The organism is Streptomyces sp. NPDC054834, from assembly GCF_053611185.1.
Genome location: NZ_JBSGZV010000002.1, coordinates 32,632 through 54,109, shown reverse-complemented (window position 1 = coordinate 54,109; position 21,478 = coordinate 32,632). Strand labels below are relative to the sequence as shown.

Annotated in this window: 21 protein-coding genes; 10 read left to right on the top strand and 11 right to left on the bottom strand. The window is 72.9% G+C overall.

Going from position 1 to position 21,478, the window contains the following annotated elements; all coding sequences use genetic code 11:
• Positions 1-273 precede the first annotated feature (273 nt).
• Positions 274-1,071, top strand: a complete 798-nt coding sequence (locus ACWGJM_RS02855) for a polyprenol monophosphomannose synthase (RefSeq protein ID WP_453409883.1) — start codon at positions 274-276, stop codon at positions 1,069-1,071.
• 68 nt (positions 1,072-1,139) lie between these two features.
• The gene (gene fxsA, locus ACWGJM_RS02850) at positions 1,140-1,697 is read left to right on the top strand and encodes an FxsA family membrane protein (RefSeq protein WP_453409882.1); all 558 of its coding nucleotides are present in this window, start codon (positions 1,140-1,142) and stop codon (positions 1,695-1,697) included.
• Positions 1,698-1,818: 121 nt separating this feature from the next.
• On the opposite strand, the gene ACWGJM_RS02845 is transcribed toward fxsA, so the two are convergent.
• The 4 genes from ACWGJM_RS02845 to yczE all read right to left on the bottom strand — a co-directional run bounded on the left by ACWGJM_RS02845 (position 1,819) and on the right by yczE (position 5,298).
• The gene (locus ACWGJM_RS02845; protein ID WP_009187548.1) at positions 1,819-2,193 is read right to left on the bottom strand and encodes an RNA polymerase-binding protein RbpA; all 375 of its coding nucleotides are present in this window, start codon (positions 2,191-2,193) and stop codon (positions 1,819-1,821) included.
• Positions 2,194-2,460: 267 nt separating this feature from the next.
• Complete coding sequence (locus tag ACWGJM_RS02840) at positions 2,461-3,810, bottom strand: MFS transporter (RefSeq protein WP_453409881.1); 1,350 nt, start codon at positions 3,808-3,810, stop codon at positions 2,461-2,463.
• Between the two features lie 70 nt (positions 3,811-3,880).
• Complete coding sequence (locus ACWGJM_RS02835) at positions 3,881-4,648, bottom strand: glycerophosphodiester phosphodiesterase (protein ID WP_453409880.1); 768 nt, start codon at positions 4,646-4,648, stop codon at positions 3,881-3,883.
• Positions 4,645-5,298: a membrane protein YczE gene (gene yczE / locus ACWGJM_RS02830; protein WP_453409879.1), complete on the bottom strand. Its 654-nt coding sequence runs from the start codon at positions 5,296-5,298 to the stop codon at positions 4,645-4,647. Before yczE ends, ACWGJM_RS02835 begins: the two co-directional genes overlap by 4 nt.
• 101 nt (positions 5,299-5,399) lie before the next feature.
• Between yczE and ACWGJM_RS02825 the strand changes: the two genes are divergently transcribed.
• Positions 5,400-6,908 carry an SCO1417 family MocR-like transcription factor gene (locus tag ACWGJM_RS02825; protein WP_453409878.1) on the top strand — a complete coding sequence of 503 codons (1,509 nt, stop codon included), beginning with the start codon at positions 5,400-5,402 and terminating at the stop codon, positions 6,906-6,908.
• A 22-nt stretch (positions 6,909-6,930) separates the two neighbouring features.
• Here the strand turns inward: ACWGJM_RS02825 and ACWGJM_RS02820 are convergent, their stop codons facing one another.
• Together ACWGJM_RS02820 and ACWGJM_RS02815 are read right to left on the bottom strand one after the other, a co-directional pair.
• Positions 6,931-8,529: a hypothetical protein gene (locus ACWGJM_RS02820; protein WP_453409877.1), complete on the bottom strand. Its 1,599-nt coding sequence runs from the start codon at positions 8,527-8,529 to the stop codon at positions 6,931-6,933.
• A 53-nt stretch (positions 8,530-8,582) separates the two neighbouring features.
• Positions 8,583-8,777, bottom strand: a complete 195-nt coding sequence (locus ACWGJM_RS02815; RefSeq protein ID WP_132853520.1) for a hypothetical protein — start codon at positions 8,775-8,777, stop codon at positions 8,583-8,585.
• A 361-nt stretch (positions 8,778-9,138) separates the two neighbouring features.
• On the opposite strand from ACWGJM_RS02815, the gene ACWGJM_RS02810 reads away from it, so the two are divergent.
• The 5 genes from ACWGJM_RS02810 to ACWGJM_RS02790 all read left to right on the top strand — a co-directional run bounded on the left by ACWGJM_RS02810 (position 9,139) and on the right by ACWGJM_RS02790 (position 14,550).
• Positions 9,139-9,531: an ankyrin repeat domain-containing protein gene (locus tag ACWGJM_RS02810; protein WP_453409876.1), complete on the top strand. Its 393-nt coding sequence runs from the start codon at positions 9,139-9,141 to the stop codon at positions 9,529-9,531.
• A gap of 301 nt (positions 9,532-9,832) precedes the next feature.
• On the top strand, positions 9,833-11,251 hold the full coding sequence (locus ACWGJM_RS02805; protein ID WP_453409875.1) for a HEAT repeat domain-containing protein: 1,419 nt from the start codon (positions 9,833-9,835) through the stop codon (positions 11,249-11,251).
• 139 nt (positions 11,252-11,390) lie between these two features.
• Complete coding sequence (locus tag ACWGJM_RS02800; protein WP_453409874.1) at positions 11,391-12,521, top strand: glycosyltransferase family 4 protein; 1,131 nt, start codon at positions 11,391-11,393, stop codon at positions 12,519-12,521.
• Complete coding sequence (locus ACWGJM_RS02795; protein ID WP_453409873.1) at positions 12,518-13,705, top strand: glycosyltransferase; 1,188 nt, start codon at positions 12,518-12,520, stop codon at positions 13,703-13,705. Before ACWGJM_RS02800 ends, ACWGJM_RS02795 begins: the two co-directional genes overlap by 4 nt.
• The gene (locus ACWGJM_RS02790; protein WP_453409872.1) at positions 13,702-14,550 is read left to right on the top strand and encodes an SGNH/GDSL hydrolase family protein; all 849 of its coding nucleotides are present in this window, start codon (positions 13,702-13,704) and stop codon (positions 14,548-14,550) included. The genes ACWGJM_RS02795 and ACWGJM_RS02790 overlap by 4 nt, the downstream gene beginning before the upstream one ends.
• Before the next feature lie 4 nt (positions 14,551-14,554).
• Here ACWGJM_RS02790 and ACWGJM_RS02785 read toward each other — a convergent pair whose 3' ends face one another.
• From ACWGJM_RS02785 to ACWGJM_RS02765, 5 genes are all read right to left on the bottom strand, one after another.
• On the bottom strand, positions 14,555-15,424 hold the full coding sequence (locus tag ACWGJM_RS02785) for a 5-oxoprolinase subunit C family protein (protein ID WP_453409871.1): 870 nt from the start codon (positions 15,422-15,424) through the stop codon (positions 14,555-14,557).
• Positions 15,421-16,038 carry a 5-oxoprolinase subunit B family protein gene (locus ACWGJM_RS02780; protein ID WP_453409870.1) on the bottom strand — a complete coding sequence of 206 codons (618 nt, stop codon included), beginning with the start codon at positions 16,036-16,038 and terminating at the stop codon, positions 15,421-15,423. The genes ACWGJM_RS02785 and ACWGJM_RS02780 overlap by 4 nt, the downstream gene beginning before the upstream one ends.
• Positions 16,035-16,793, bottom strand: a complete 759-nt coding sequence (locus tag ACWGJM_RS02775; RefSeq protein ID WP_453409869.1) for a LamB/YcsF family protein — start codon at positions 16,791-16,793, stop codon at positions 16,035-16,037. Before ACWGJM_RS02775 ends, ACWGJM_RS02780 begins: the two co-directional genes overlap by 4 nt.
• A 65-nt stretch (positions 16,794-16,858) precedes the next feature.
• The gene (locus tag ACWGJM_RS02770) at positions 16,859-17,689 is read right to left on the bottom strand and encodes a putative hydro-lyase (RefSeq protein ID WP_453409868.1); all 831 of its coding nucleotides are present in this window, start codon (positions 17,687-17,689) and stop codon (positions 16,859-16,861) included.
• Complete coding sequence (locus tag ACWGJM_RS02765) at positions 17,686-19,005, bottom strand: MFS transporter (RefSeq protein ID WP_453409867.1); 1,320 nt, start codon at positions 19,003-19,005, stop codon at positions 17,686-17,688. The genes ACWGJM_RS02770 and ACWGJM_RS02765 overlap by 4 nt, the downstream gene beginning before the upstream one ends.
• Positions 19,006-19,132: 127 nt before the next feature.
• On the opposite strand from ACWGJM_RS02765, the gene ACWGJM_RS02760 reads away from it, so the two are divergent.
• Together ACWGJM_RS02760 and ACWGJM_RS02755 are read left to right on the top strand one after the other, a co-directional pair.
• Complete coding sequence (locus tag ACWGJM_RS02760; RefSeq protein WP_453409866.1) at positions 19,133-19,849, top strand: GntR family transcriptional regulator; 717 nt, start codon at positions 19,133-19,135, stop codon at positions 19,847-19,849.
• A gap of 80 nt (positions 19,850-19,929) precedes the next feature.
• Positions 19,930-21,456, top strand: a complete 1,527-nt coding sequence (locus ACWGJM_RS02755) for a hypothetical protein (protein WP_453409865.1) — start codon at positions 19,930-19,932, stop codon at positions 21,454-21,456.
• Positions 21,457-21,478: the final 22 nt, after the last annotated feature.

Below are 21,478 nucleotides of genomic sequence, written 5' to 3'. Positions count from 1 at the left end.
CCGACGCGGGAACGCTTCCGACCGGGTCGGGAAGGTGTGACCCGGGTGGGGCCCGGACGCTCAGTAGACAACGGCTTTCGGTCGATCCGCAGCCAGCGGGTCCCAGGTCGGCCCGAAGGGCGCCGGGCCCCCATCCGCAGCCGCACGCGGAACGAAAAAAACATTCTTACCCCGTTCTTGGGGAATCGACACCGCCTTACGCACGAGCCGTCGCTTCGGCGCAAGCCGCGGCCACTATGGTGGACCCTGCGTACGACATGTGAAGGGGCAGCAGTGAACGACGGCGACGGGACCCTCGCGGCACAGGACCGGGGGAGGCAGTTCGGCCCGCTCGGCACGGCCTTGGTGATCATCCCGACCTACAACGAGGCGGAGAACGTCAAGTCCATCGTCGGCCGGGTGCGCAAGGCCGTCCCCGAGGCGCACGTGCTGGTGGCGGACGACAACAGTCCCGACGGCACGGGCAAGCTCGCCGACGAACTCGCCGTCGAGGACGACCACGTCCAGGTGCTGCACCGCAAGGGCAAGGAAGGCCTCGGCGCCGCCTACCTCGCCGGCTTTCGCTGGGGCCTGGACAACGGCTACGGCGTGCTGATCGAGATGGACGCCGACGGCTCCCACCAGCCCGAGGAACTGCCCCGCCTGCTGACCGCCCTCAAGGGTGCCGACCTCGTGCTCGGCTCCCGCTGGGTGCCCGGCGGCCGGGTGGTGAACTGGCCGAAGTCCCGTGAGTTCCTCTCGCGCGGCGGCTCCACCTACTCGCGGCTCATGCTCGACGTGCCGATCCGCGACGTGACCGGCGGCTTCCGCGCCTTCCGCCGCGAGACCCTGGAGGGCCTCGGTCTCGACGAGGTGGCCTCACAGGGCTACTGCTTCCAGGTCGACCTGGCCCGGCGCGCGGTCAAGGCCGGCTACCACGTGGTCGAGGTGCCCATCACGTTCGTGGAGCGGGAGCTCGGTGACTCCAAGATGAGCCGCGACATCGTGGTGGAGGCGCTGTGGCGGGTCACGGCGTGGGGCGTGGGGGACAGGCTGGGCAAGATCACGGGCAAGGGCGGGCAGGCTCGTTGACCGTGCGGTTCACCAGGGCTGATCAACCCCTTATCCCGCGCTGAGCCGGGTCCGGGCACACTGGTGGCATGACGACTGGCGTTCCGACCTCTCAGCAGCCCACCATGCGGCCCCGGCGTTCCCGGCTGCGCACCTTCCTGCCGCTGGGGATCGCCGTCTGGCTGGTGCTGGAGATCTGGCTGCTGACGGTGGTCGCGGGCGCGGCCAGCGGCTTCACGGTGTTCCTGTTGCTGGTGGCGGGCTTCGTCGCCGGTTCCGTGGTCATCAAGCGGGCCGGCCGCCGCGCCTTCCAGAACCTCAACGAGGCGTTGCAGCGGGGCGGCTCGCCCTCGAAGGGCTCCGGCAACGGCCTGATGATGCTCGGCGGCCTGCTGCTGATCATCCCTGGCCTGATCTCGGACGCGGTGGGCCTGCTGCTGCTGATCCCGCCGGTCCAGAAGGCCCTGAGCGGCTACGCCGAGCGCACCTTCGACCGCAAACTCCGCGCGGCCGTGCCCGGCAGCCTGGGCGACGCCTTCCAGCAGGCGCGGATCCACCGGCCCGACGGGAAGGTGGTGCAGGGCGAGGTGATCAGGGACGAGCCCGCGGAGACCTCCCGTGAGCAGCGACCTCCGCTGACTCGCTGAACGTGACTCGCTGAACGCCCGCGGGCGCGGCACGAAAACCGCGGGCGCCGTACGCACACTTCACGTACGGCGCCCGCGGTTGGTTCACGTGCGCTGAAATTCCGCGCGTCTCTGATCGGGACTACGCCGACTTGCGGCTGTCCCGGGGGTGAACCGCGATGTTCATCGCCCCGGAGCGCAGTACCGCCAGACGCTCCTCGAGGACCTCTTCGAGCTCCTCGCGGGTGCGTCGCTCCATCAGCATGTCCCAGTGCGTACGCGCGGGCTTGGCCTTCTTCTCCTCAGGGCCGTCGCCGTCCACCAGGAGCGCAGGGGCTCCGCAGACCTTGCACTCCCACTCCGGCGGGATCTCCGCCTCCACCGAGAAGGGCATCTCGAAGCGATGCCCCTTCTCGCATGCGTACTCCACGGCCTGGCGGGGCGCCAGGTCGATGCCGCGGTCCGTCTCGTAGCTGGTCACCACGAGGCGCGTACCGCGAAGAGCTCGCTCACTCATGAATCGTGCCTCCCGGGCTTGTCGCCCACAGGACAGGTGTCGCTGTCGTCGTCATCCGGTCAACGTCCGGTCGGCGGTAAAGATTCCCGTTCCGTGTCCCGTTCCGGGTCATGCATCGCCGTCGTAGCCGCCCCTTGTTGTACCCACCAGCGCCCGGTTTGTCACATCTGCAAGCAGATGTCACCTAGCGTTTCGGCTTCTTTGACGCGCAGTAACGGTACGCCTGGCAGGCCAAACGCGTACACTACCGCCCTTTCGTGTTGAGTGCTAAATCTTCTCCGGAACCGGATTGCCCGCCTCGTGGATCGCCCGCCGTACCGGGACCCGTGCGAGCAGCGCGAACCCGATGACGAAGAAGGCCACGAGCGAGATGATCGCCGAGCGGTAGCTGCCGGTCAGCTGGTAGGTGACACCGAACAGCAGCGGTCCGAGCCAGCTCATCCCGCGGTCGCTCATCTCGTACGCCGAGAAGTACTCGGCCTCCTTGCCGGGTGGGACCAGATGCGAGAACAGCGACCGGGAGAGCGCCTGGCTGCCGCCGAGGACCAGTCCGATGCCCGCGGCGAGCACGAAGAACCACATCGGCGCCCCGGCGGGCAGGAAGTACCCGGCACCCAGCGTGAGCGTCCAGGCGACGAGTGATCCGAGGATCGTCCGCTTCGCCCCGTACGTCCGGGCCAGCCGCCCCATCGCCAGGGCGCCGGCGACGGCCAGCACCTGCACCAGGAGCACGGCCCCGATGAGCGTCGACTGTCCGAGGCCCAGCTCCTCGGAGCCGTAGACCGAGGCCTGGGAGATCACCGTCTGGATGCCGTCGTTGTAGACGAGGTAGGCCAGCAGGAAGGCGAGCGTCAGCGGGTGGCGGCGCATGTCCCGGACGGTGGCCGCCAGCTGCCGCAGTCCGGGGGCGGTGGCCTCCCGTACCGCCCCGGCGCCGCGGTCGCGCAGCCGCCGCAGCGGTACGAGCGTGAAGGCGCCCCACCACAGACCGGCCGACGCCAGACAGACACGGACCGCCGCCGTCTCCGAGAGCCCGAAGGAGTCGTGCGCGGAGTACAGCACCAGGTCGCCGATCAGCACCAGGGAGCCCGCCGCGTACCCGAAGGCCCAGCCCCGGGAGGAGACCGCGTCGCGTTCCTCGGGCGGCGCGATCTGCGGCAGGTAGGAGTTGTAGAGCATCATCGCCACGGACTGCGCCGCGTTCGCGACGATCAGCAGGACGCCGCCCAGGAGATAGCGGTCGCCGTCGAGGAAGAACATCCCGGTCGTCGCCGTCGCGCCCACATACGCGGCCGCCCCCAGAAGCGGCTTCTTGCGGCCGGTGCGGTCGGCCGCGCTGCCCACCAGGGGCATCACCACGACCGCCAGGATCACCGACAGGGACACCGAGTAGGCGAAGAAGGACCCGGCCCGGACCGGCACGCCCAGCGGGTGGACGAAGCCGTCGGCATCCGCCGCCGACTCGGCGACCGACGTCAGGTAGGGGCCGAGGAAAACGGTCAGCACGCTGGCCGAGTAGACGGAGCACGCCCAGTCGTAGAAGTACCAGCCGCGCTGCTCGCGACGCCGCCCGGCGGCCTCGCCGGCCCCCTGGGCCTGCACGGTGTCGGTGCCCACCCGTGCCCTCGCTTCCCCGCTGAAGTGCCGTGCGAAGGGCCAGGACCCGGAACCGGGGGCCCAGGACCGCTCAGGCCCAGACGCCCCGGTCCTCCATGACCTTGCGCAACGTGTCGATGTGATCGGTCATGATGCCATCGACGCCGAGGTCGAGGAGCCGGTGCATCCGCTCCGGTTCGTTGATCGTCCACACGTGCACCTGGAGCCCGTGCGCGTGGGCGACGCGCACGAAGCGGTGGTCGACCACCAGGACACCCGACTGGGACTCCGGCACCTGCGCGGCGACCGCGGACCGGCGCACCGCCGCGGGCAGCCCCCACGAACGCAGCCGGAGGTTGAGCACCCCGCGCGTACCGAACGACGTGGCCAGGCGCGGCCCGGCCAGCCGCTGGGCGCGCAGCACCCGCGCCTCCGAGAAGGAGCCGACGCAGACGCGGTCCCAGGCGTCTCTCCGCTCGATCAGCGCCAGCAGCGGCCGCAGGGCGGGCTCCGCCTTGCAGTCGACGTTCCAGCGGACGTCCGGGAAGGTCTCCAGCAGTTCCTCGAAGAGCGGCACAGGCTCGCGGCCCGCCACGCGCGCGTGCCGGACGTCCTCCCAGGGCAGGTCGGCGATCCGCCCCGCGCCGTCCGTGACCCGGTCCAGGGTCGCGTCGTGGAAGGCGACCAGCTTCCCGTCCGCCGTGGCGTGCACATCGGTCTCGATGTACCGGTAGCCGAGGTCGACCGCGCGGTGGAACTGCGCCACGGTGTTCTCCAGGCCGTCGGCGGCCCCGCCCCGGTGGGCGAAGGCGATGGGGCCGGGGTGGTCCAGGTACGGGTGGCGGATGAGCGTCGTCACCTGCGCAGTATCACCCTCTCGGGTGACCCGGTGGCAACCACCGTGCTGCCACCGGATGCCGAAGGGACGGCGAAAAGCCGCAGGAACAGCTGGGCCAGCGGACCGATCGACAGCGCGTACAGAACGGTGCCCACCCCGACGGTGCCGCCCAGGGTGAACCCGGTGGCCACGACCGTGAGCTCCACGGCGGTGCGGATCAGCCGGATCGAGCGGCCCGTGCGCCGGTGCAGCCCGGTCATCAGACCGTCGCGCGGGCCGGGGCCGAAGTCCGCGGCGATGTAGAGGCCGGTCGCCGCGCCGTTGAGCACGATGCCGGCCACCAGGAGCGGGATCCGTACGGCCAGGGCGTGCGCGTCGGGCAGCGCGGAGAGCGTGGCGTCCATCGTGGCGCCGATCACCAGGACATTGGAGACGGTGCCGAGGCCGGGGCGCTGGCGCAGCGGGACCCAGAGCAGCAGCACGGCCGCGCCCACGATCGTGAGCACGACGCCCATGCTGAGACCCGTCAGCTCCGCGAGGCCCTGGTGCAGGACGTTCCACGGCTCGAGACCGAGACCGGCCTTCACCAGGAGCGCGGAACTCGCGCCGTACAGCGCGAGCCCCCCGTACAGCTGGATCAACCGCCTCGCCGTCTGGTGCTTCGCGGACAAAGGGTCCCCCCTGGGTGGTGATAGTGGCCTGACGCATGTCACTCTGTGGCTTGGAAAGACAAGCCATCCATGGCCAATCCGGAGAAGGTGGACTGATCGTCATGGCTCAGTGGACCTCAGCGGTGGGTGCCGCGCAGCTCGCCCGACTGCTCAACTCCCAGCAGGAGCGCCCGGCCGGCCCCGGTACGCGCCGTCCGCCCGCCTACCGCGCGCTCGCCGACGGCATCCGGTTGCTGGTCCTGGAGGGCAGGGTGCCGGTCGCCGCCCGCCTGCCCGCCGAGCGCGAACTGGCGCTCGCCCTCTCCGTCAGCCGCACCACGGTCGCCGCCGCCTATGAGGCGCTGCGCAACGAGGGCTTCCTGGACTCCCGGCGCGGCGCGGGCAGCTGGACGGCGGTCCCGGCCGGCAACCCCCTGCCCGCCCGCGGTCTCGAGCCCCTGCCGCCCGAGGCGCTCGGCTCGATCATCGACCTGGGCTGCGCGGCCCTGCCCGCCCCCGAGCCATGGCTCACCCGGGCCGTACAGGGCGCCCTCGAGGAACTGCCGCCGTACGCCCACACGCACGGCGACTATCCGGCGGGCCTGCCCGCGCTGCGCTCGGTGATCGCTGAGCGGTACACCGCGCGCGGGATCCCGACCATGCCCGAGCAGATCATGGTGACGACCGGCGCGATGGGTGCCATCGACGCGATCTGCCACCTCTTCGCGGGCCGCGGCGAGCGCATCGCCGTGGAGTCGCCGTCGTACGCCAACATCCTCCAGCTGATGCGGGAGGCGGGCGCCCGGCTCGTACCGGTCGCGATGGGCGAGGGGCTCAGCGGATGGGACATGGACCGCTGGCGCCAGGTCCTGCGGGACGCCGCGCCCCGGCTCGCGTACGTCGTCGCCGACTTCCACAACCCCACCGGGGCCCTCGCCGGCGAGGACCAGCGGCGCCGGCTGGTGGACGCGGCCCGCTCGGCGGGCACGGTGCTCGTCGCCGACGAGACGATGACCGACCTGTGGCTCGACGAGGACCTCGACAGCTCGGTGATGCCGCGCCCGGTGTGCGGCTTCGACCCGGCCGGCTCCACGGTGATCACGGTTGGCTCGGCGAGCAAGGCCTTCTGGGCCGGGATGCGCATCGGCTGGGTACGGGCTGCACCGGACGTGATCCGCAGCCTGGTCGCCGCGCGCGCCTATGCCGACCTGGGCACGCCCGTCCTGGAACAGCTTGCCGTCAACTGGCTCTTCACCACCGGCGGTTGGGAACAGGCGGTGGATCTCCGCCGCACCCAGGCCCGCGAGAACCGCGACGCCCTCGTCGCCGCGATCCGCCGCGAGCTGCCCACGTGGGAGTTCGCGGTCCCCAAGGGTGGCCTGACCCTGTGGGTGCGCGCGGGAGGCATGTCGGGCTCGCGGCTCGCGGAGGCGGGGGAGCGGGTCGGCGTACGGGTCCCGTCGGGCCCGCGCTTCGGGGTCGACGGCGCCTTCGAGGGCTATGTACGGCTCCCCTTCACGGTCGGCGGAGCGCTGGCGGAGGAGGCGGCGGCCCGACTGGCCGCGGCCGCGCGCCTGGTGGAGACGGGCGTGAGCAACGGAACGGAGTCACCGCGCACGTTCGTGGCCTAGGGGGGCCTAGGGGGTCTCTTTCTCAGGAACTCTCGGCCGCCACGGCCTCCGCGTGCACCGGCTCGGCCTCCACCGGCTCCGGCGCCCGCTCCACCGCCGCCGTGTCCGCCGGGGTGGTCCGCGGCGGCAGCAACGCGAGCACCGTCTGCCGGTCGGTCTCACCGGTGTCGTCGTCGTACGGGTCGGGTGTCGAGGGCACCTGTAGTCGATGCACCGGCCCATGGCCCAACCGTGCGTATCCCCGTCCCGGCGGCACCTCGGCCGGCGGTGTGGTGTGCGGCGGCACGCCGAGCACGTCGGCCAGTTGCTCCGTCGTCGCGGGGCCGAGCACGACACGCGCGCGCGTGTGCTGCCGTACCGCCTCGCTCAACGCGTCGGCGCTGTCGAACTGGTCGGCCACGGCCACGGTCACATTGGCCGCCCGGCCGTGCCGCAGCGGCACCTGGAGCAGCGCCTGCGGATCCTTGCGTCCGTCCGCCGCGGCCACATGAGAGAGGACGCTCGGCCGGTCCAGCAGGATCCACAGCGGCCGCTTGGTGTCGTCCGGCGGCGGATGACCCGTCTGCCGCGCCCGGTTGACGGCGATGAGCCGCCGCTCCGTCTCGTGCGCGGCCCACTCCAGGCTGGCCAGCGCCCCGGCCAGCCCGCACTCCACCGCGAGCACCCCGTCGCGCCCGGTCAGACAGGCGTACTCGCCCGTGCCGCCTCCGTCGACGATGAGCACGTCGCCGTGCTGGAGGGCCTGGAGCGCGACGGACCGGAGCAGGGTCGAGGTGCCGCTGCCCGGTCGGCCCATGGCCAGCAGGTGCGGCTCGGTCGAGCGCAGGCCGGTGCGCCACACGACGGGAGGAACGTCGCGCTGTTCCTCGCCGAAGGAGAGGGGCAGGGTGCGCTGTACCTCGGTGGGGTCGGTGAAACCGAGGACCGTCTCGCCGGGCGCGGTGACGAACCGCTGGGCGGCGATGTCGGTGGGCAGCGGGGCGAGGACGGTGACGGTGAGTTCGTTGCCCTCCTGGTCCCACAGGAAGTGGTACTCGCGGCCCCGCCCGGCCTTCGCGGCGAGCAGCGCCTCGACACGCGCGCGGGCCTCGCTCTCGCCGTCCGGGAAGTACGCCGGGTACCGGATCAGCAGGTGCCCGATGCGTCCCTCGTCGGCGAATTCGTGCACGGCGAAGGCCTTCTCCCAGTCCCCGCCGTGCGCGTACAGCGGAGCCGGGTCATCGGCGGTGGAGAAGTGGGGGACGAGAGCCTCGTACAGCGACTGGAGGCGCTGGGTCTGGGGCTCGTCGGGTCCCGCCGGCCCGGGCGGTGTGCGGTCCCGGCCGTGCCAGGCCGCCGCCGCCATCAGCGTGATGGCGGCCAGCAGCGGCCCGTACGGCACCAGGGCCACGACCATGACCGCCGAGGCCGCCAGGAACAGCAGTGGCCCGCGCCTGTCCTTGGGCGTGTCCGCCCATCTGCGCCGGCCGGCCGAGGCCAGCCGGCGCAACCCACGCGTGACGGTGATCAGCGGGTGGAGGACGTCGGTGGCGCTGTCGGCCGCCGTCCGGGCCAGTTCCCGGCTCCTGGCGAGCTGCGCGCCGCCGGTGCTCAGAATGCGGGGGAGGGGGCGCCGGGCCACTGCTGTCTCCTGAGGGTGCGTGCGTACGGGCGGGACGGTCGGCGTCGGGTCGCTCAGAACTTGATGCCGCCCAGTAGCCCCGCCAGACTTTCGCCGCCGGCCTTGATGCTCGGGGCGATGCCCGTGCTCGCCAGGTAGAAGCCGAACAGTGCCGAGGTGCATGCGTGCGAGCCCTTGAGTCCGTCCTTCCTGAAGAAGAGGAAGACGATGACGCCGAGCAGGAAGACGCCTGAGATGGAGAGGATCATTTGAGGTCTCCTGGTGTCGAGGGGGACAGTCACCCTGAGTTCTTCCAGGATCACAGCATGTATCCATACGATAAAAGGTGCAACTGGGTGAATTGCGGATGATTTCGCCCGAGTGGTCCAGTGGTGCGGGTCGGGTCGGGCGGGAGTCCTGTGCCTGACGGGGTGCCTGGTGTCGCCGGGGTGATCTTTACCTCGGGCAGATCGGGTCATGTTCCCCCGGAACCAGTACGCTGGCGATTCACTCGTACGGCGGCGGGTCGCACCGCTGCCGTAGGCTCCCCGGTCACCGGACGTTCCCGGAGTCCCCGGAGTCCCCGGAGTCCCCGTAGTTCCCGAGTTCCAAGGAGAGGCGGTCAGGCCGATGAGTGAAGCCCCCGACCCCGAGGTCGTGGAGCTGGCGACCAAGATCTTCGATCTGGCCCGCAACGGGCGGACCGAGGCGCTCGTGGCGTACGTCGACGCGGGAGTTCCGGCCGACCTCACCAACGACCGCGGTGACTCGCTGGTCATGCTCGCCGCCTACCACGGCCATGCGGAGGCGGTGCGGGCGCTGCTCGCCCGGGGCGCCACGTCCGACCAGGTGAACGACCGGGGCCAGACCCCGCTCGCGGGAGCCGTCTTCAAGGGTGAGACGGACGTGATCAAAGCACTTCTGGAAGGCGGCGCGGACCCCGGGGCGGGGACCCCGTCGGCCGTCGACACCGCCCGGATGTTCGGTAAGGCAGAACTCCTGGAATTGTTCGGCGCACATTGATCCGAACGTCCTGACCAGGCACGACACGAAAAACGGGGGAGGCGGTAAAGGGCCGCCGGAAATACGGTCGCGGCAGGAGAAACCCGCGGGTCATCATGACGTCGTGATTCACGGACGCGATGGCCGGGCAGGTGTTGCCGCGCCGCGCGGGCCGTGATGCGGTCCGCATGGGCCACAGACGAGAGGCAGAGAGAGATGGTCTACAGCAAGCAAGAGACGGCGGGCGCCCCGACGTTGTGTCACGCGGCCAGGTAATGCGTGTTCCCCGGTTGCGTCGACGCTTGATGTGAGGCTGTTTCCCATGTTCGATCCGGTCATAGCGCCCAGCGGTACGCTGCTCGGCCTGCTCCAGCGGGGCCGTGGCGACGGCACGCTGCACGCGCTCACCGCCCCGCGCGCCGAGGCGCTCGCGGCCCTGGACCACTGCGTGCTGCGCGATCCCCGCCACGACTGGCAGCTGGAGAACCGCTCCCTCTACTACGCCCGCCTGTACCTCGACCTGAACGGTGAACTCGACGCCATCGAGGCGCACCTGTTCGACCCCGAGGACGTCCTGGACACCGAGGAGTCCCGTACCGGACTGGCGCTCGCGGTCCTCGGCCACCTCGCCTCGTACGGCAGGCGGGACGCGCTCGAACTGCTGCGCAGGTACGCCGCTCACGGCTCCAACTGGGCCTGGGCCCTCGACGAGCTCGCGCTGCGCGACGACGACGCGGCCCTGCGCGCCCTCGCCGCGCCCGTCCTGGCGCGTTTCCCCACCGATCCCGACGGCGAGGCCGAGCTGGCCGCCGCCGTGCGCGACGCCTTCGAGCCCCGGCCGTGGCGGTTGTGGGCCGAGGATCCGCGCGAATCGATCGCCACGCGCGTGCGTGCCGCCCAGGAGGCGGGCTGCTTCGACCGCTGGCAGCGGCAGATGCGGCCCGGCGGGCCCCGCCCGGACTGGAGCGTGCGGGCCGTCCTGGAATGGGCCCAGCAGGGCGTCGAGCGCGGTGCGGCCCTGCACGTCCCGGCCGCCCGCTGCCTGGTCGCCGTCGCCGGCCCCGAGGACCGGCCGGAGATCGTGCAGGCCGCCAAGGACGGCACCGAGGGAGCCCGGTGCACCGCCCTGCGCTACCTCGCCGACAGCAACGACCCCGTCGCCCTCGACCTCGTCGAGGCCGCCGTCGCCGACGGCACCACGCCCGTCGTCGAGGCCGCCGTGGACGCCTTCGAACGGATGCGCAGCATCGCCGCCGTCGACCGCGCGCGCGGATGGGCCCACCGGCCCGACGCTCTCGGCGCCGCCGCCGGACGCATGCTCGCCTGCCGCGGCGGCGCCCAGGACAGCGACCTCGTGCTGGGTGCCCTCCGCGAGGCCGTACGGGGCGAGGGCCCCGACGCGCCGACCCTGTGGACCCTCGTCGACGGCACCGGACGCCTCGGCATCGCCTGCGCCGCACCCGTCCTGCGCCACATCTACCGCGAGACCGCCTCCTCCCACCTCCGCGGCCGCGCCGCCCGCGCGCTCGCCGCCACCGATCCCTCCTTCCCCACCGGATTCGCCGTCGAATGCCTCTGGGACTGCGAGGAGACCACCCGCGAACTCGCCGCCCGGCACGCCGAGACCGGCGACGCCCGCGTGGTCGAGCAACTGCGCCGGCTCGCCGCCGACCCGGCCGAGGAGGCCGAGGTCCAGACCGCCGTACGCAGCCGGATCGGACCGGAAGGGCTCACCGCGTGAACACCGGGTGACCCGCGGGTCAGGAGGGCATGGACACGGCCTGACCTGCTCGGGTGTGCAGTGCAACGCTCACAGGACGTTCCTCGTCCGGAAAGATCCACGTTGACGCGGCCACGTCCAGCGCGGCGACAACACCGTTATGCGTGTCGTCATCGTGACCGAATCCTTTCCCCCCGATGTGAACGGCGTGGCCCACTGCGCGCTCCAGACCGCCCGGCACCTCGTAGATCGCGGTCACCTTCCGCTCGTCGTCGCCCCGGCGCCCGCGCCCGGTGTCAAGGCCGACGCCCTCGCGGCGCCGTGCCCCGTCGTCCATGTCCCTTCTCTCCCGCTCCCCGGCTACCCCCAGGTCCGCGTCGCCCTCCCCAGCCGGCGCCTCGCCGCGGCCATCACCGAGCACCGCGCCGACCTGGTCCACCTCGCCAGCCCCTTCGTCCTCGGCGTCCGCGGCATGGCCGCCGCCGCCCGGCTGGGCGTCCCGGCCGTCGCCGTCTACCAGACCGACCTGGCCGGATACGCCCGCACCTACATGGGCGCCGGCGAGGCGGCCGCCTGGCGTCGCATCCGCTCCGTGCACTCCGCCGCCGACCGCACCCTCGCCCCCTCCAGCGCCGCCCTGCACGACCTGGAGGCGCACGGGGTGCCCCGGGTGCGGCTCTGGCCGCGCGGCGTGGACACCGTCCGTTTCCGCCCCGACCGGCGTGACGAGGCGCTGCGCCGTGAACTCGCCCCGAACGGCGAGGTGATCGTCGGCTACGTCGGGCGGCTCGCCCCCGAGAAGCAGGTCGAGCTCCTGGCCGGCGTCTGCGGCCTGGAGGGCGTACGGGTCGTCGTCGTGGGCGACGGGCCCAGCCTGCCGCCCCTGACCGAGGCCCTGCCGGGCGCGGTCTTCCTGGGCCGCCGCACCGGCGACGAACTCGCCCGGATCTTCGCCTCGCTGGATGTGTTCGCGCACACGGGCCCCTTCGAGACCTTCTGCCAGACCGTCCAGGAGGCCATGGCCGGCGGCGTGCCGGTCGTGGCGCCCGCCGTCGGCGGACCGCTCGACCTGGTGGCCCACGGCCGCACCGGGCTGCTGGTGCCGCCGCGCGACGCGGACGCCGTACGGGACGCGGTGGCGGCCCTGGCCGCCGACCCGGTGCTGCGGACCGCCTACGGCGCCGCGGGCCGGGCCATGGTCGAGGGACGGACCTGGGCGGCGGTCGGCGACCAGCTGATCGCGCACTACGAGGACGTGCTCGACGCGCGGAAGACGGTGGTGGCGGCATGACCGACGAAGGCACCCGGCCCCTGCGGATCGTGCGGCTCGCCAACTTCGTCGCCCCCGCCTCGGGTGGTCTGCGCACCGCCCTGCGCGAGCTCGGCAAGGGTTTCCGGGCGGCGGGCCACGAACCCGTCCTCGTCGTCCCCGGCGAGCGCCACACCGACCGCGAGACCGAGCAGGGCCGCGTGATCACCCTGCCCGGCCCGCTGCTGCCCGGCACCGGCGGCTACCGCGTGCTCACCGACAAACGGCGCGTCGCCGCCCTCCTGGAGGACCTCGCCCCGGACCGCCTGGAGGTGTCCGACCGTACGACGCTGCGGTGGACCGGCAGGTGGGCACGGCGGGCCCGGGTCCCCGCCGTGATGGTCTCCCACGAGACCGCCGACGGCGTGCTGCGCACCTGGGGCCTGCCGGAGAAACTCTCCCGGCGAGCCGCCGACGCCCTCAACCTCCGCACGGCGCACGTGTACTCGCGGGTCGTGTGCACCACCGAGTTCGCCGAGCGGGAGTTCGTCCGGATCGGCGCGCGCAACGTCGTACGCGCCCCGCTCGGTGTCGACCTGATGGAACGTCGCCCCTCCCTGCGGGACGAGGGGCTGCGTGCCCGCCACGCGCGCGTGGACGAGGCACTGCTGGTGATGTGCTCCCGGCTGTCCGTGGAGAAGCGGCCCGGAACGGCGCTCGACGCCCTGGACGCGCTGCTACGGCGCGGGCGGCGGGCGGTGCTCGTGGTGGCCGGGGACGGGCCGCTGCGGGGACGGCTGGAGCAGCGGGCGCGGGAGCGCGGGCTGCCGGTGACCTTCCTCGGGCACGTCGCGGACCGGTGTCTGCTGGGGGCGCTCCAGGCCTCCGCGGACGTGTGCCTGGCGCCCGGGCCCGCCGAGACCTTCGGGCTCGCCGCCCTGGAGGCCATGGCGTGCGGTACGCCCGTGGTGGCCAGCGCGTCCTCCGCGCTGCCCGAGGTGATCGGCTCCGCGGGGGCCACGGCGGCCGACCGCGGGGAGGCCTTCGCGGACGCGGTGGAGCTGCTCCTGGCGCGCTCCGAGCCGGAGCGGCGGGAGGCGGCACGCGCGCGTGCGGAGTGCTTCGGTTGGGGCGCGGCGGTGGAGGCGTTCCTGACGGCGCACGACGCCGCGGTGCTGTGCCGTCCCGCACCCTCCCGGCGCGGCGTCGCGGAGGGCGTCGCATGAGACCGGTCCGCTTCGTGGCCCTGGGGGACTCGCTCACCGAGGGCGTGGGCGACCCCGTCGGCGACGGCTGGCGCGGCTGGGCCGCGCTGCTGGCCGACGGGCTGGCCGAGGAGCAGGTGGAGTTCACCAACCTCGCCCTCAGCGGGGCGCAGACGCGTGACGTGCTGGAGCGGCAGACCCCGGCCGGACTGGAGCTGCGCCCGGATCTGGTGTCGGTCGTCATCGGCGTCAACGACACGTTGCGGTGCACCTTCGACATCCAGGCGGTGGCCGCCCGGCTGGACGAGGTATACGCGGCCTTCACCGGACAGGGTGCCGTTCTGCTCACGGCCTGCCTGCCCGACCCCGGCGCGATGCTGGGACTGCCGAGTGTGCTGGCCCGCCCGCTCGCCCGGCGGCAACGCGCGGTCAACGCGGTGGTGCACGCGCTCTCCGATCGGTACGGCGCCGTCCACCTGCACGCCTCGGAAGGCGCCTGGCTCACCGACCGCGCGCTGTGGAGCGCGGACCGGCTGCACCCCGGCGAGCGGGGCCACCGACAGCTCGCCGTGCGCTTCCACGCCCTCCTCACGGAGGCGGGCACGGCGAGCGGGCCCGCGCCCTCGGCGGAGCCGGGGTTCCCCGCGCCCACCCGGTCGGCGAGCCTGTGGTGGCTGGCCACGGCCGGGACGGGCTGGGTTGCCCGCCGGTGCACCGACCTGCTGCCGCAGCTGCTGGGGCTGGCCGCCGACGAGATGCGTCACCGCGCCCGCGGCACCAGCGCCCGCCTCGACCTGCGCACCGCGCACGCCGTGTCCGCCGCGCTCGCCTCGCTGTCGGTCGTGGAGCGCCCGGACGCCGCCTGAGGGCTCAACGGCGGCGGACGGCCACGAAGCGGACCGGCGTACCCGGCAGCGCCTGCCCGGCCGCCGGCAGGTCGGCGGCGCGCACCACCGCGATCACCGGGTAGCCCCCGGTGGTCGGGTGGTCGGCCAGGAAGACCACGGGCCGGCCGTTCGGGGGGACCTGGACCGCGCCCAGGACCATGCCCTCGCTGGGCAGTTCGCCGGGGCGGGCCCGCTCCAGGGCGGGTCCCTCCGTGCGCAGTCCGATGCGGTTGCTCGCCGACGACACGCGGAACGTCCGCGCGGTGAGATCGCGGACGGCCCCGGGCGTGAACCAGTCGTCGCGCGGGCCGAACGTCACCCGCAGCGCGAGCTCGGCGGGCGGGCCGGGCTGCGGGGCGACGTCCACGCGCGCGTGCGGAGCGGAGGGGCTCCCCAGGGGCAGCACCGCCCCGTCCGCGAGCGGCGCCGGTCCGAGACCGGACAGCAGGTCCGTGGAACGGCTGCCGAGGACCGGCTCGACGGTGATGCCGCCACCGACGCCCACGTAGGCGCGTACTCCCCGCTCGGCCGCCCCGACCTCCAGCACCTCACCGGCGGGCACCACGACCGGCGCGCCCCAGGCGACCGGCCGCCCGCCCACCCGCACGGGGCACGGTGCACCCGCGACCGCCACCGTGACCGTCGAACGCGGGCGCAGGGCGCAGCCGGTGAGCGTCGTCTCCAGGACGGCCGCGCCGGGCGCGTTGCCGACCAGCCGGTTGACGAGTGCCGCCGCGGGCGGGTCGAGCGCCCCGGATCGGGGGACGCCGAGGTGGGCGTACCCGGGCCGCCCCCGGTCCTGCACGGTGGTCAGCGCTCCGGCGCGTACCACCACGAGCGCCCGGTCGGTCATGCGTCCCCCACCGGTACGAAGCGGACGCGGGCGCCCGGTGACAGCAGCGCGGCCGGCACGCGCGCGTGGTCCCAAAGGACCGCGTCGGTCGTGCCGATCAGCTGCCAGCCGCCCGGCGACGACCGCGGGTACACGCCGGTGTACGGGCCGGCCAGCCCGACGGCGCCGGCCGGGACGGACGTGCGCGGGGTGGCCCGGCGCGGCACGTCGTAGTGCGGCGCGAGGCCGGTGAGGTAGGCGAAGCCGGGCGCGAACCCGCAGAAGGCGACGGTGAACTCGGTGGCCGCGTGGATACGGGCCACCTCCTGTGCCGGAACGTTCCAGTGGGCGGCGACGTCGGCGAGGTCGGGGCCGTCGTAGCGGACCGGGAGTTCGACGGCCTCACGCGCGGGTGGGGTCGCGGGCGGCACCTCGGCGGCGGTCAGCTCGGCGGCCAGGCGCTCCGGGGCGTCGAGGCCGTCGAGAAGGACCGTGCGGGCGGCGGGCACGATCTCGCGGACGGACAGCAGCCCTTCCGCACGGCGCCGCAGCAGTTCCGCGTGCAGTGCCTGGGCCTCCTCGCCCGAGGCCAGCTCGACCAGCAGCCCGCGGTCGCCGACGGGCAGCGCCCTCATGCGAAGGCCTCCACGGTCACACCCGACGCCACCAGCCGCTCGCGCACCCGACGGGCCAGCTCGACCGCGCCGGGCGTGTCCCCGTGCAGGCACAGAGAGCGGGCGCGTACCTCGATGCGCGCGCCGGAGTGTGCGGTGACCGTGCCGGAGCGCGCGAGCTCCACCGAGCGCTCCACGACCGCCTCCGGATCGCTGATCACCGCCCCGTCCCGGCCGCGCGGCAGGAGCGTGCCCTCCTCGGTGTACGCACGGTCCGCGAAAGCCTCCGTGACGGCCGGCAGCCCCGCCTTGCGGGCCAGGTCCAGCAGGCGCGAGCCGGGCAGGCCGAGGACCGGCAGCGAGCCGTCCGCCAGGAGCACGCCCTCGATCACCGCCCCGGCCTGTTCCTCGTCGTGCACCACCCGGTTGTAGAGGGCACCGTGCGGCTTCACGTACGCCACGCGCGCGCCCGCCGCGCGTGCGAACACCTCCAGGGCGCCGATCTGGTAGGCGACCTCGGCCGCCAGTTCGGCGGGCGGCACGTCCATCGCGCGCCGCCCGAACCCCGCCAGGTCCCGGTAGGAGACCTGCGCGCCGATCGTGACCCCGCGCTCGGCCGCCAGCTCGCACACCCGGCGCATGGTGGCAGCGTCCCCGGCGTGGAAGCCGCAGGCCACGTTGGCGCTGGTGACGACGGACAGCAGGCGTTCGTCGTCGGTGAGCCGCCAGCGGCCGAAGCCCTCGCCGAGGTCGGCGTTCAGATCGATCGAGGTCATGGATCTTCTTCTGTGTCTTTCCATGTGGTTCCGCGGGTTTCCGGGTCTCTTCGTGTCCGGTGCGGTCAGAGGACGCGGTACTGCTCGTCGCGGGCGTCCGTGAGGAACATCTGGCCCGGCGCGTGCGTGATGGCGAACGGCGGGCGCGAGGCCATCACCGCGGCCTGCGGGGTCACCCCACAGGCCCAGAACACCGGGATGTCGTCCGGTTCGGCGGCCACCGGGTCGCCGAAGTCGGGCCGGTCGAGGTCGTCGATGCCGAGCGCCGCCGGATCGCCGCAGTGCACGGGGCTGCCGTGCACCGCCGGGAGCAGACTGCTCTCCCGGATCGCGGCCGTCAGATGCTCCGGCGGCACCGGACGCATGGACACCACCATCGGCCCGCGCAGCCGCCCCGCCGGACGGCACTGACGGCTGGTGACGTACATCGGCACGTTGCGGCCCTGCTCGACGTGGCGGATCGGCACGCCGGCCCCGGTCAGCGCCCACTCGAAGGTGAAGCTGCACCCGAGCAGGAACGAGACCAGGTCGTCCCGCCAGTGGGCGCGCACGTCCGTCGGCTCGTCGGCCAGTTCGCCGTCCACCCACACCCGGTAGCGCGGCAGGTCGGTGCGCAGGTCCGCGCCCTCGGCGAGGACGCTGGTGCACGAACCGGCGTCCGTGACGTCGAGCACCGGACAGGGCTTGGGGTTGCGCTGGCAGAACAACAGCATCTCGTAGGCCCAGTCGGCGGGCACCGAGATCAGGTTGGCCTGCGTGTGACCGGCCGCGACACCGGCCGTGGGGCCCGCCAGGCCTTCCCGGAAGCGTTCCCGCGCGGCTCCCGGGCTCCACGCGTGCGCGTGCTCGTCGACCAGGGTCAGGGGGCGGTCCCCGGTGCGGTTCGCCGTGGTCACCGCAGCTCCGTTCCGCGCGTCTCCGGCAGCCCCAGCAGGGCCAGCGCCGCGATGCCGTACCCGATCGCGCCGAAGACCAGCGCGCCGCCCACGCCCCAGCTGTCGGCCAGGAAGCCCACCAGGGTCGGGAAGACCGCGCCCACCGCACGGCCGGTGTTGTACGTGAAGCCCTGTCCGGTGCCGCGCACCGCCGTCGGGTACAGCTCGCTCAGGTAGGAGCCGAAGCCGCTGAAGATGGCCGACATGCAGAAGCCGAGCGGGAAACCGAGCACCAGCAGCACGGTGTTGGCGCCGCTGGGGATGTTCGCGTATGCCAGGATGCAGACGGCCGACAGCAGGGCGAAGAGCCAGATGTTGCGGCGCCGGCCGAGTCGGTCGGTGAGATAGCCGCCGGTCAGGTAGCCGAGGAAGGCGCCGGAGATCAGGAACGTCAGATAGCCGCCGGTGCCGACGACCGAGAGGCCGCGCTCGCTCTTCAGGTACGTCGGCACCCAGGTCGCCAGCGTGTAGTAGCCGCCCTGCACGCCCGTGGACAGCAGACCCGCGAAGACCGTCGTGCGCAGCAGTCCCGGCGCCTCGGCCGTGCCCGGCCGGAAGATGGCCGCGAACGACCCGCGCTGCGGGCTCTGTTCGCGGGCGGCGCTCGCCTGCGGGGCGTCGTGCACGCTGCGGCGCAGCCACACCACGAGCAGCGCGGGCAGCGCGCCGGTCCAGAACATCACGCGCCAGGCCAGGTCGTCGCCCGCGAAGGAGAACACCAGCGTGTAGACGATCGCCGCCAGCGCCCAGCCGACGGCCCATGAGCTCTGGATCGCGCCCAGCGTGCGTCCCCGGTGCCGGGCGCTGGCGTACTCGGCGACCAGGATCGCGCCGACCGCCCATTCACCGCCGAAGCCGAGGCCCTGGAGGGCCCGGAAGACCAGCAGGGTCTCGTAGGTGGGCGCGAAACCGCAGGCCACGGTGAACACCGCGTAGGTGATTACCGTGATCATCAGGGCCCGGACGCGGCCGACCCGGTCCGCCACCACGCCCGCCACGGCACCGCCGATCGCGGAGACCACCAGCGTGACGGTGGTGAACAGGCCGGTCTGGCCGCTGTCGAGGCCGAAGTACGCCGCCAGCGCCACCATGCTCAGCGGCAGCGTGAAGTAGTCGTAGGAATCCAGGGCATATCCGCCGAAAGCACCGGCGAAGGCGCGGCGGCCGCGCGGTCCGAGAGCGTGCAGCCAGCCCAACGGGCCGTCCGCGGCGCTGCGTTCACCTTGCGCCGACTGGGCGCCAGGAGTCACGGACTGTGGCGGAGGGGTCGTGCTCATGGGCACCTCGCAGAGGGAGGACGGAGGGTGCAGAGAAGCGAGCCGTGCCGAGCACCGTAGAGGATCGTTCAACGATCCTTCAATACCTATGTTGTTTCGTCCTTGTATCTGCGGTTGAATTCCGGGCATGGCAGAGCAGCTGACGGGACTGGCCGACGACCGTGCGCTCCTGGGGCGCACCAGCACCGCCGAGCGGGTCTCGGACATCCTCAGAGGCCGCATCGCCGAGGGCTACTTCCCGCCCGGCACCCGGCTGTCGGAGGACAGCATCGGCGGGGCGCTCGGCGTCTCCCGCAACACCCTGCGCGAGGCGTTCCGCCTGCTCACCCACGAGCGCCTCCTCGTCCACGAGCTCAACCGGGGCGTGTTCGTCAGGGTCCTGACCGTCGAGGACGTCGAGGACATCTACCGCATCCGTGCCCTCGTCGAGTGCGCCGTCGTCCGGGGTCTGGGCGAGCCGCCGTACGCGCTGGACGGACTCGCCGGGGCGATCACGGAGGGGCAGCAGGCGGCCGTCGCGCATGACTGGAAAGGACTGGGGGCGGCCAACTTCCACTTCCACCGGGAACTGGTCGCCCTGGCCGGCAGCGAACGCACCGACGAGTTGATGCGCAGCGTCTTCGCCGAACTGCGCCTCGCCTTCCATGTCGTCGACGACCCGCAGGCGCTGCACGAGCCGTACCTCGCCCGCAACCGCCAGATCCTCCAGGCGTTGCAGGCCGGGGACCGCGAGGAGGCGGAAAAGCTGCTCCACACGTATTTCGCCGACTCGCTGGAGCGGATCGTGGAGGTCTACCGCCGCCGGGTCGGGCAGGACGGGCAAGACGGACGGGACGACGACTGACGCCGCCTCGCGCCTGTGTGACGGCCGTCGCTTCTGCGCCGTTTGGGTCGTTGTCAGACCGAGGACCTAGTCTGTGCACCGTGACTTCGCCTGCATCGACGGACAGCGTTCCGCCCCAGTTCACCGCGGGGCCGCGCCCGGCGCCGGGCCCGGCCGCCGACGAGGGGCTGGCGCGGCGGCTGCGGGCGCTCGCCTGCACCGCGCCGCTGCACGACCTCGACGCGCGCAAGGCCAACCTGGCGGGCGAGTACTCGGTGTACGGCATGGCCGAGGTGGCCCTCGCGGCCATCGATCTCGTCACGCTGAACATGGACTTCGACACGGGCGCCGACCACGAGCAGATCGTGGCCAGGCTCATCCCGCGCATCGCCGCCCAGGCCCCGCAGCGGCCCGTCGCCGAGCACGAGCGCGTGGCCCGCTGGGTTCTGGAGAACCTGATCAACGTCGGCAGCGTCGACCGCGGTTTCCGCGCGGTGTACGGCACGTTCGCGCCGGACGGCACATACGTGCGCCGTGACTACGACTTCAAGCTGATCGAGGAGGTCCCCGGCCCCGGCGGCACGGTCTACCTCCGGACGACCGACGAGGCCGTCAACGTCCTCGTCGGCGCCCTCGACACCGATGTCACCAGCGCCCAGATCGCCGCCGAGGTCAAGCTCGAGGTGCTCATCAACCGCGGCCGCCTCGCCGACGCCCAGCTCGCCGCCGAGCAGGCCCGGTACCGGACCGTGCAGTACTCGGAAACCCTGCGCCGCGCCCTGGACGCGACCCGGCGCAACGTCCGCGCGGTGGACTGGCTCAACGCCGTGCCCGACATGATCACCGAGGCCCTGGACCACGTGGCCGACCGGTACCGCCACGAGAACGCGATCCTCACCAACATCCGCAAGGCGCGCGACGAGACCGAGGACCCCGAGCACAAGCGGCGGGCCGCCGAACTGGTCGACATCGTCAAGGACTGCATCCGGCGGCACACACAGCTCCAGTCGCGCCTGCTGGAGGCCGGCCCCCTCTTCCGCGCCGAGCAGGACCGGCAGGCCTTCGCCACCCCCCTGACCACCTCGGGCACAGACCTGTACGGGCACCTCGTCGCGCCCCTCCTCCCGCTCCCCCTGGAGCAGGCGATCCGGGTCACGGACGCCTTCTTCGCGCGCGGGACGGGCTTGCGCACGCCGGTGTCGGTCCGGGTCGTCGATCTCGTCGACATACTGCTCACGCCGCCGATGGAGCGCGAGCACCTGGGCGCCGAGATGCCCGAGCCGGACCTGATCGCCACACCGGACGACAGCCGGTTCAGCGAGGAGCAGCTGGCCGCGGCGACAGAGCTGCTGGACCTTCCGGCGGACGCGCCCCGACGGCTGTCCGGGCTGCTGGCCGAAGCCCGACGGCGGGACCCCGACCTGCCCTATCTGGTGGCCCTGCTCGCGGTGCATGCGGCCAGCCCGCCGGTGGGGACCGCCTACCGGCAGGGTGAGGAGAAGCTGCTGTTCGCCGTGGACGACGGGACCGAGCTGGACGATCCCGAGTTCGGCGGGGCCGATCTCATCGTCGGCACCGCCCTGCTGGACGCGGCGGGGATGGCCGCGGACCGGACGGAAGCAGCATGAGTGACCGAGTGAGCGACAAGGA

Bases quoted from the DNA above. Each gene is read 5' to 3' on its own strand.
- ACWGJM_RS02780 (WP_453409870.1), bottom strand. From the start codon at position 16,038: ATGAGGGCGCTGCCCGTCGGCGACCGCGGGCTGCTGGTCGAGCTGGCC.
- ACWGJM_RS02815 (WP_132853520.1), bottom strand. From the start codon at position 8,777: ATGATCCTCTCCATCTCAGGCGTCTTCCTGCTCGGCGTCATCGTCTTC.
- ACWGJM_RS02800 (WP_453409874.1), top strand. From the start codon at position 11,391: ATGCGTGTCGTCATCGTGACCGAATCCTTTCCCCCCGATGTGAACGGC.
- ACWGJM_RS02845 (WP_009187548.1), bottom strand. From the start codon at position 2,193: ATGAGTGAGCGAGCTCTTCGCGGTACGCGCCTCGTGGTGACCAGCTAC.
- ACWGJM_RS02765 (WP_453409867.1), bottom strand. From the start codon at position 19,005: ATGAGCACGACCCCTCCGCCACAGTCCGTGACTCCTGGCGCCCAGTCG.
- ACWGJM_RS02785 (WP_453409871.1), bottom strand. From the start codon at position 15,424: ATGACCGACCGGGCGCTCGTGGTGGTACGCGCCGGAGCGCTGACCACC.
- ACWGJM_RS02760 (WP_453409866.1), top strand. From the start codon at position 19,133: ATGGCAGAGCAGCTGACGGGACTGGCCGACGACCGTGCGCTCCTGGGG.
- ACWGJM_RS02805 (WP_453409875.1), top strand. From the start codon at position 9,833: ATGTTCGATCCGGTCATAGCGCCCAGCGGTACGCTGCTCGGCCTGCTC.
- fxsA (WP_453409882.1), top strand. From the start codon at position 1,140: ATGACGACTGGCGTTCCGACCTCTCAGCAGCCCACCATGCGGCCCCGG.
- ACWGJM_RS02795 (WP_453409873.1), top strand. From the start codon at position 12,518: ATGACCGACGAAGGCACCCGGCCCCTGCGGATCGTGCGGCTCGCCAAC.
- ACWGJM_RS02810 (WP_453409876.1), top strand. From the start codon at position 9,139: ATGAGTGAAGCCCCCGACCCCGAGGTCGTGGAGCTGGCGACCAAGATC.
- ACWGJM_RS02790 (WP_453409872.1), top strand. From the start codon at position 13,702: ATGAGACCGGTCCGCTTCGTGGCCCTGGGGGACTCGCTCACCGAGGGC.
- ACWGJM_RS02825 (WP_453409878.1), top strand. From the start codon at position 5,400: ATGGCTCAGTGGACCTCAGCGGTGGGTGCCGCGCAGCTCGCCCGACTG.
- ACWGJM_RS02775 (WP_453409869.1), bottom strand. From the start codon at position 16,793: ATGACCTCGATCGATCTGAACGCCGACCTCGGCGAGGGCTTCGGCCGC.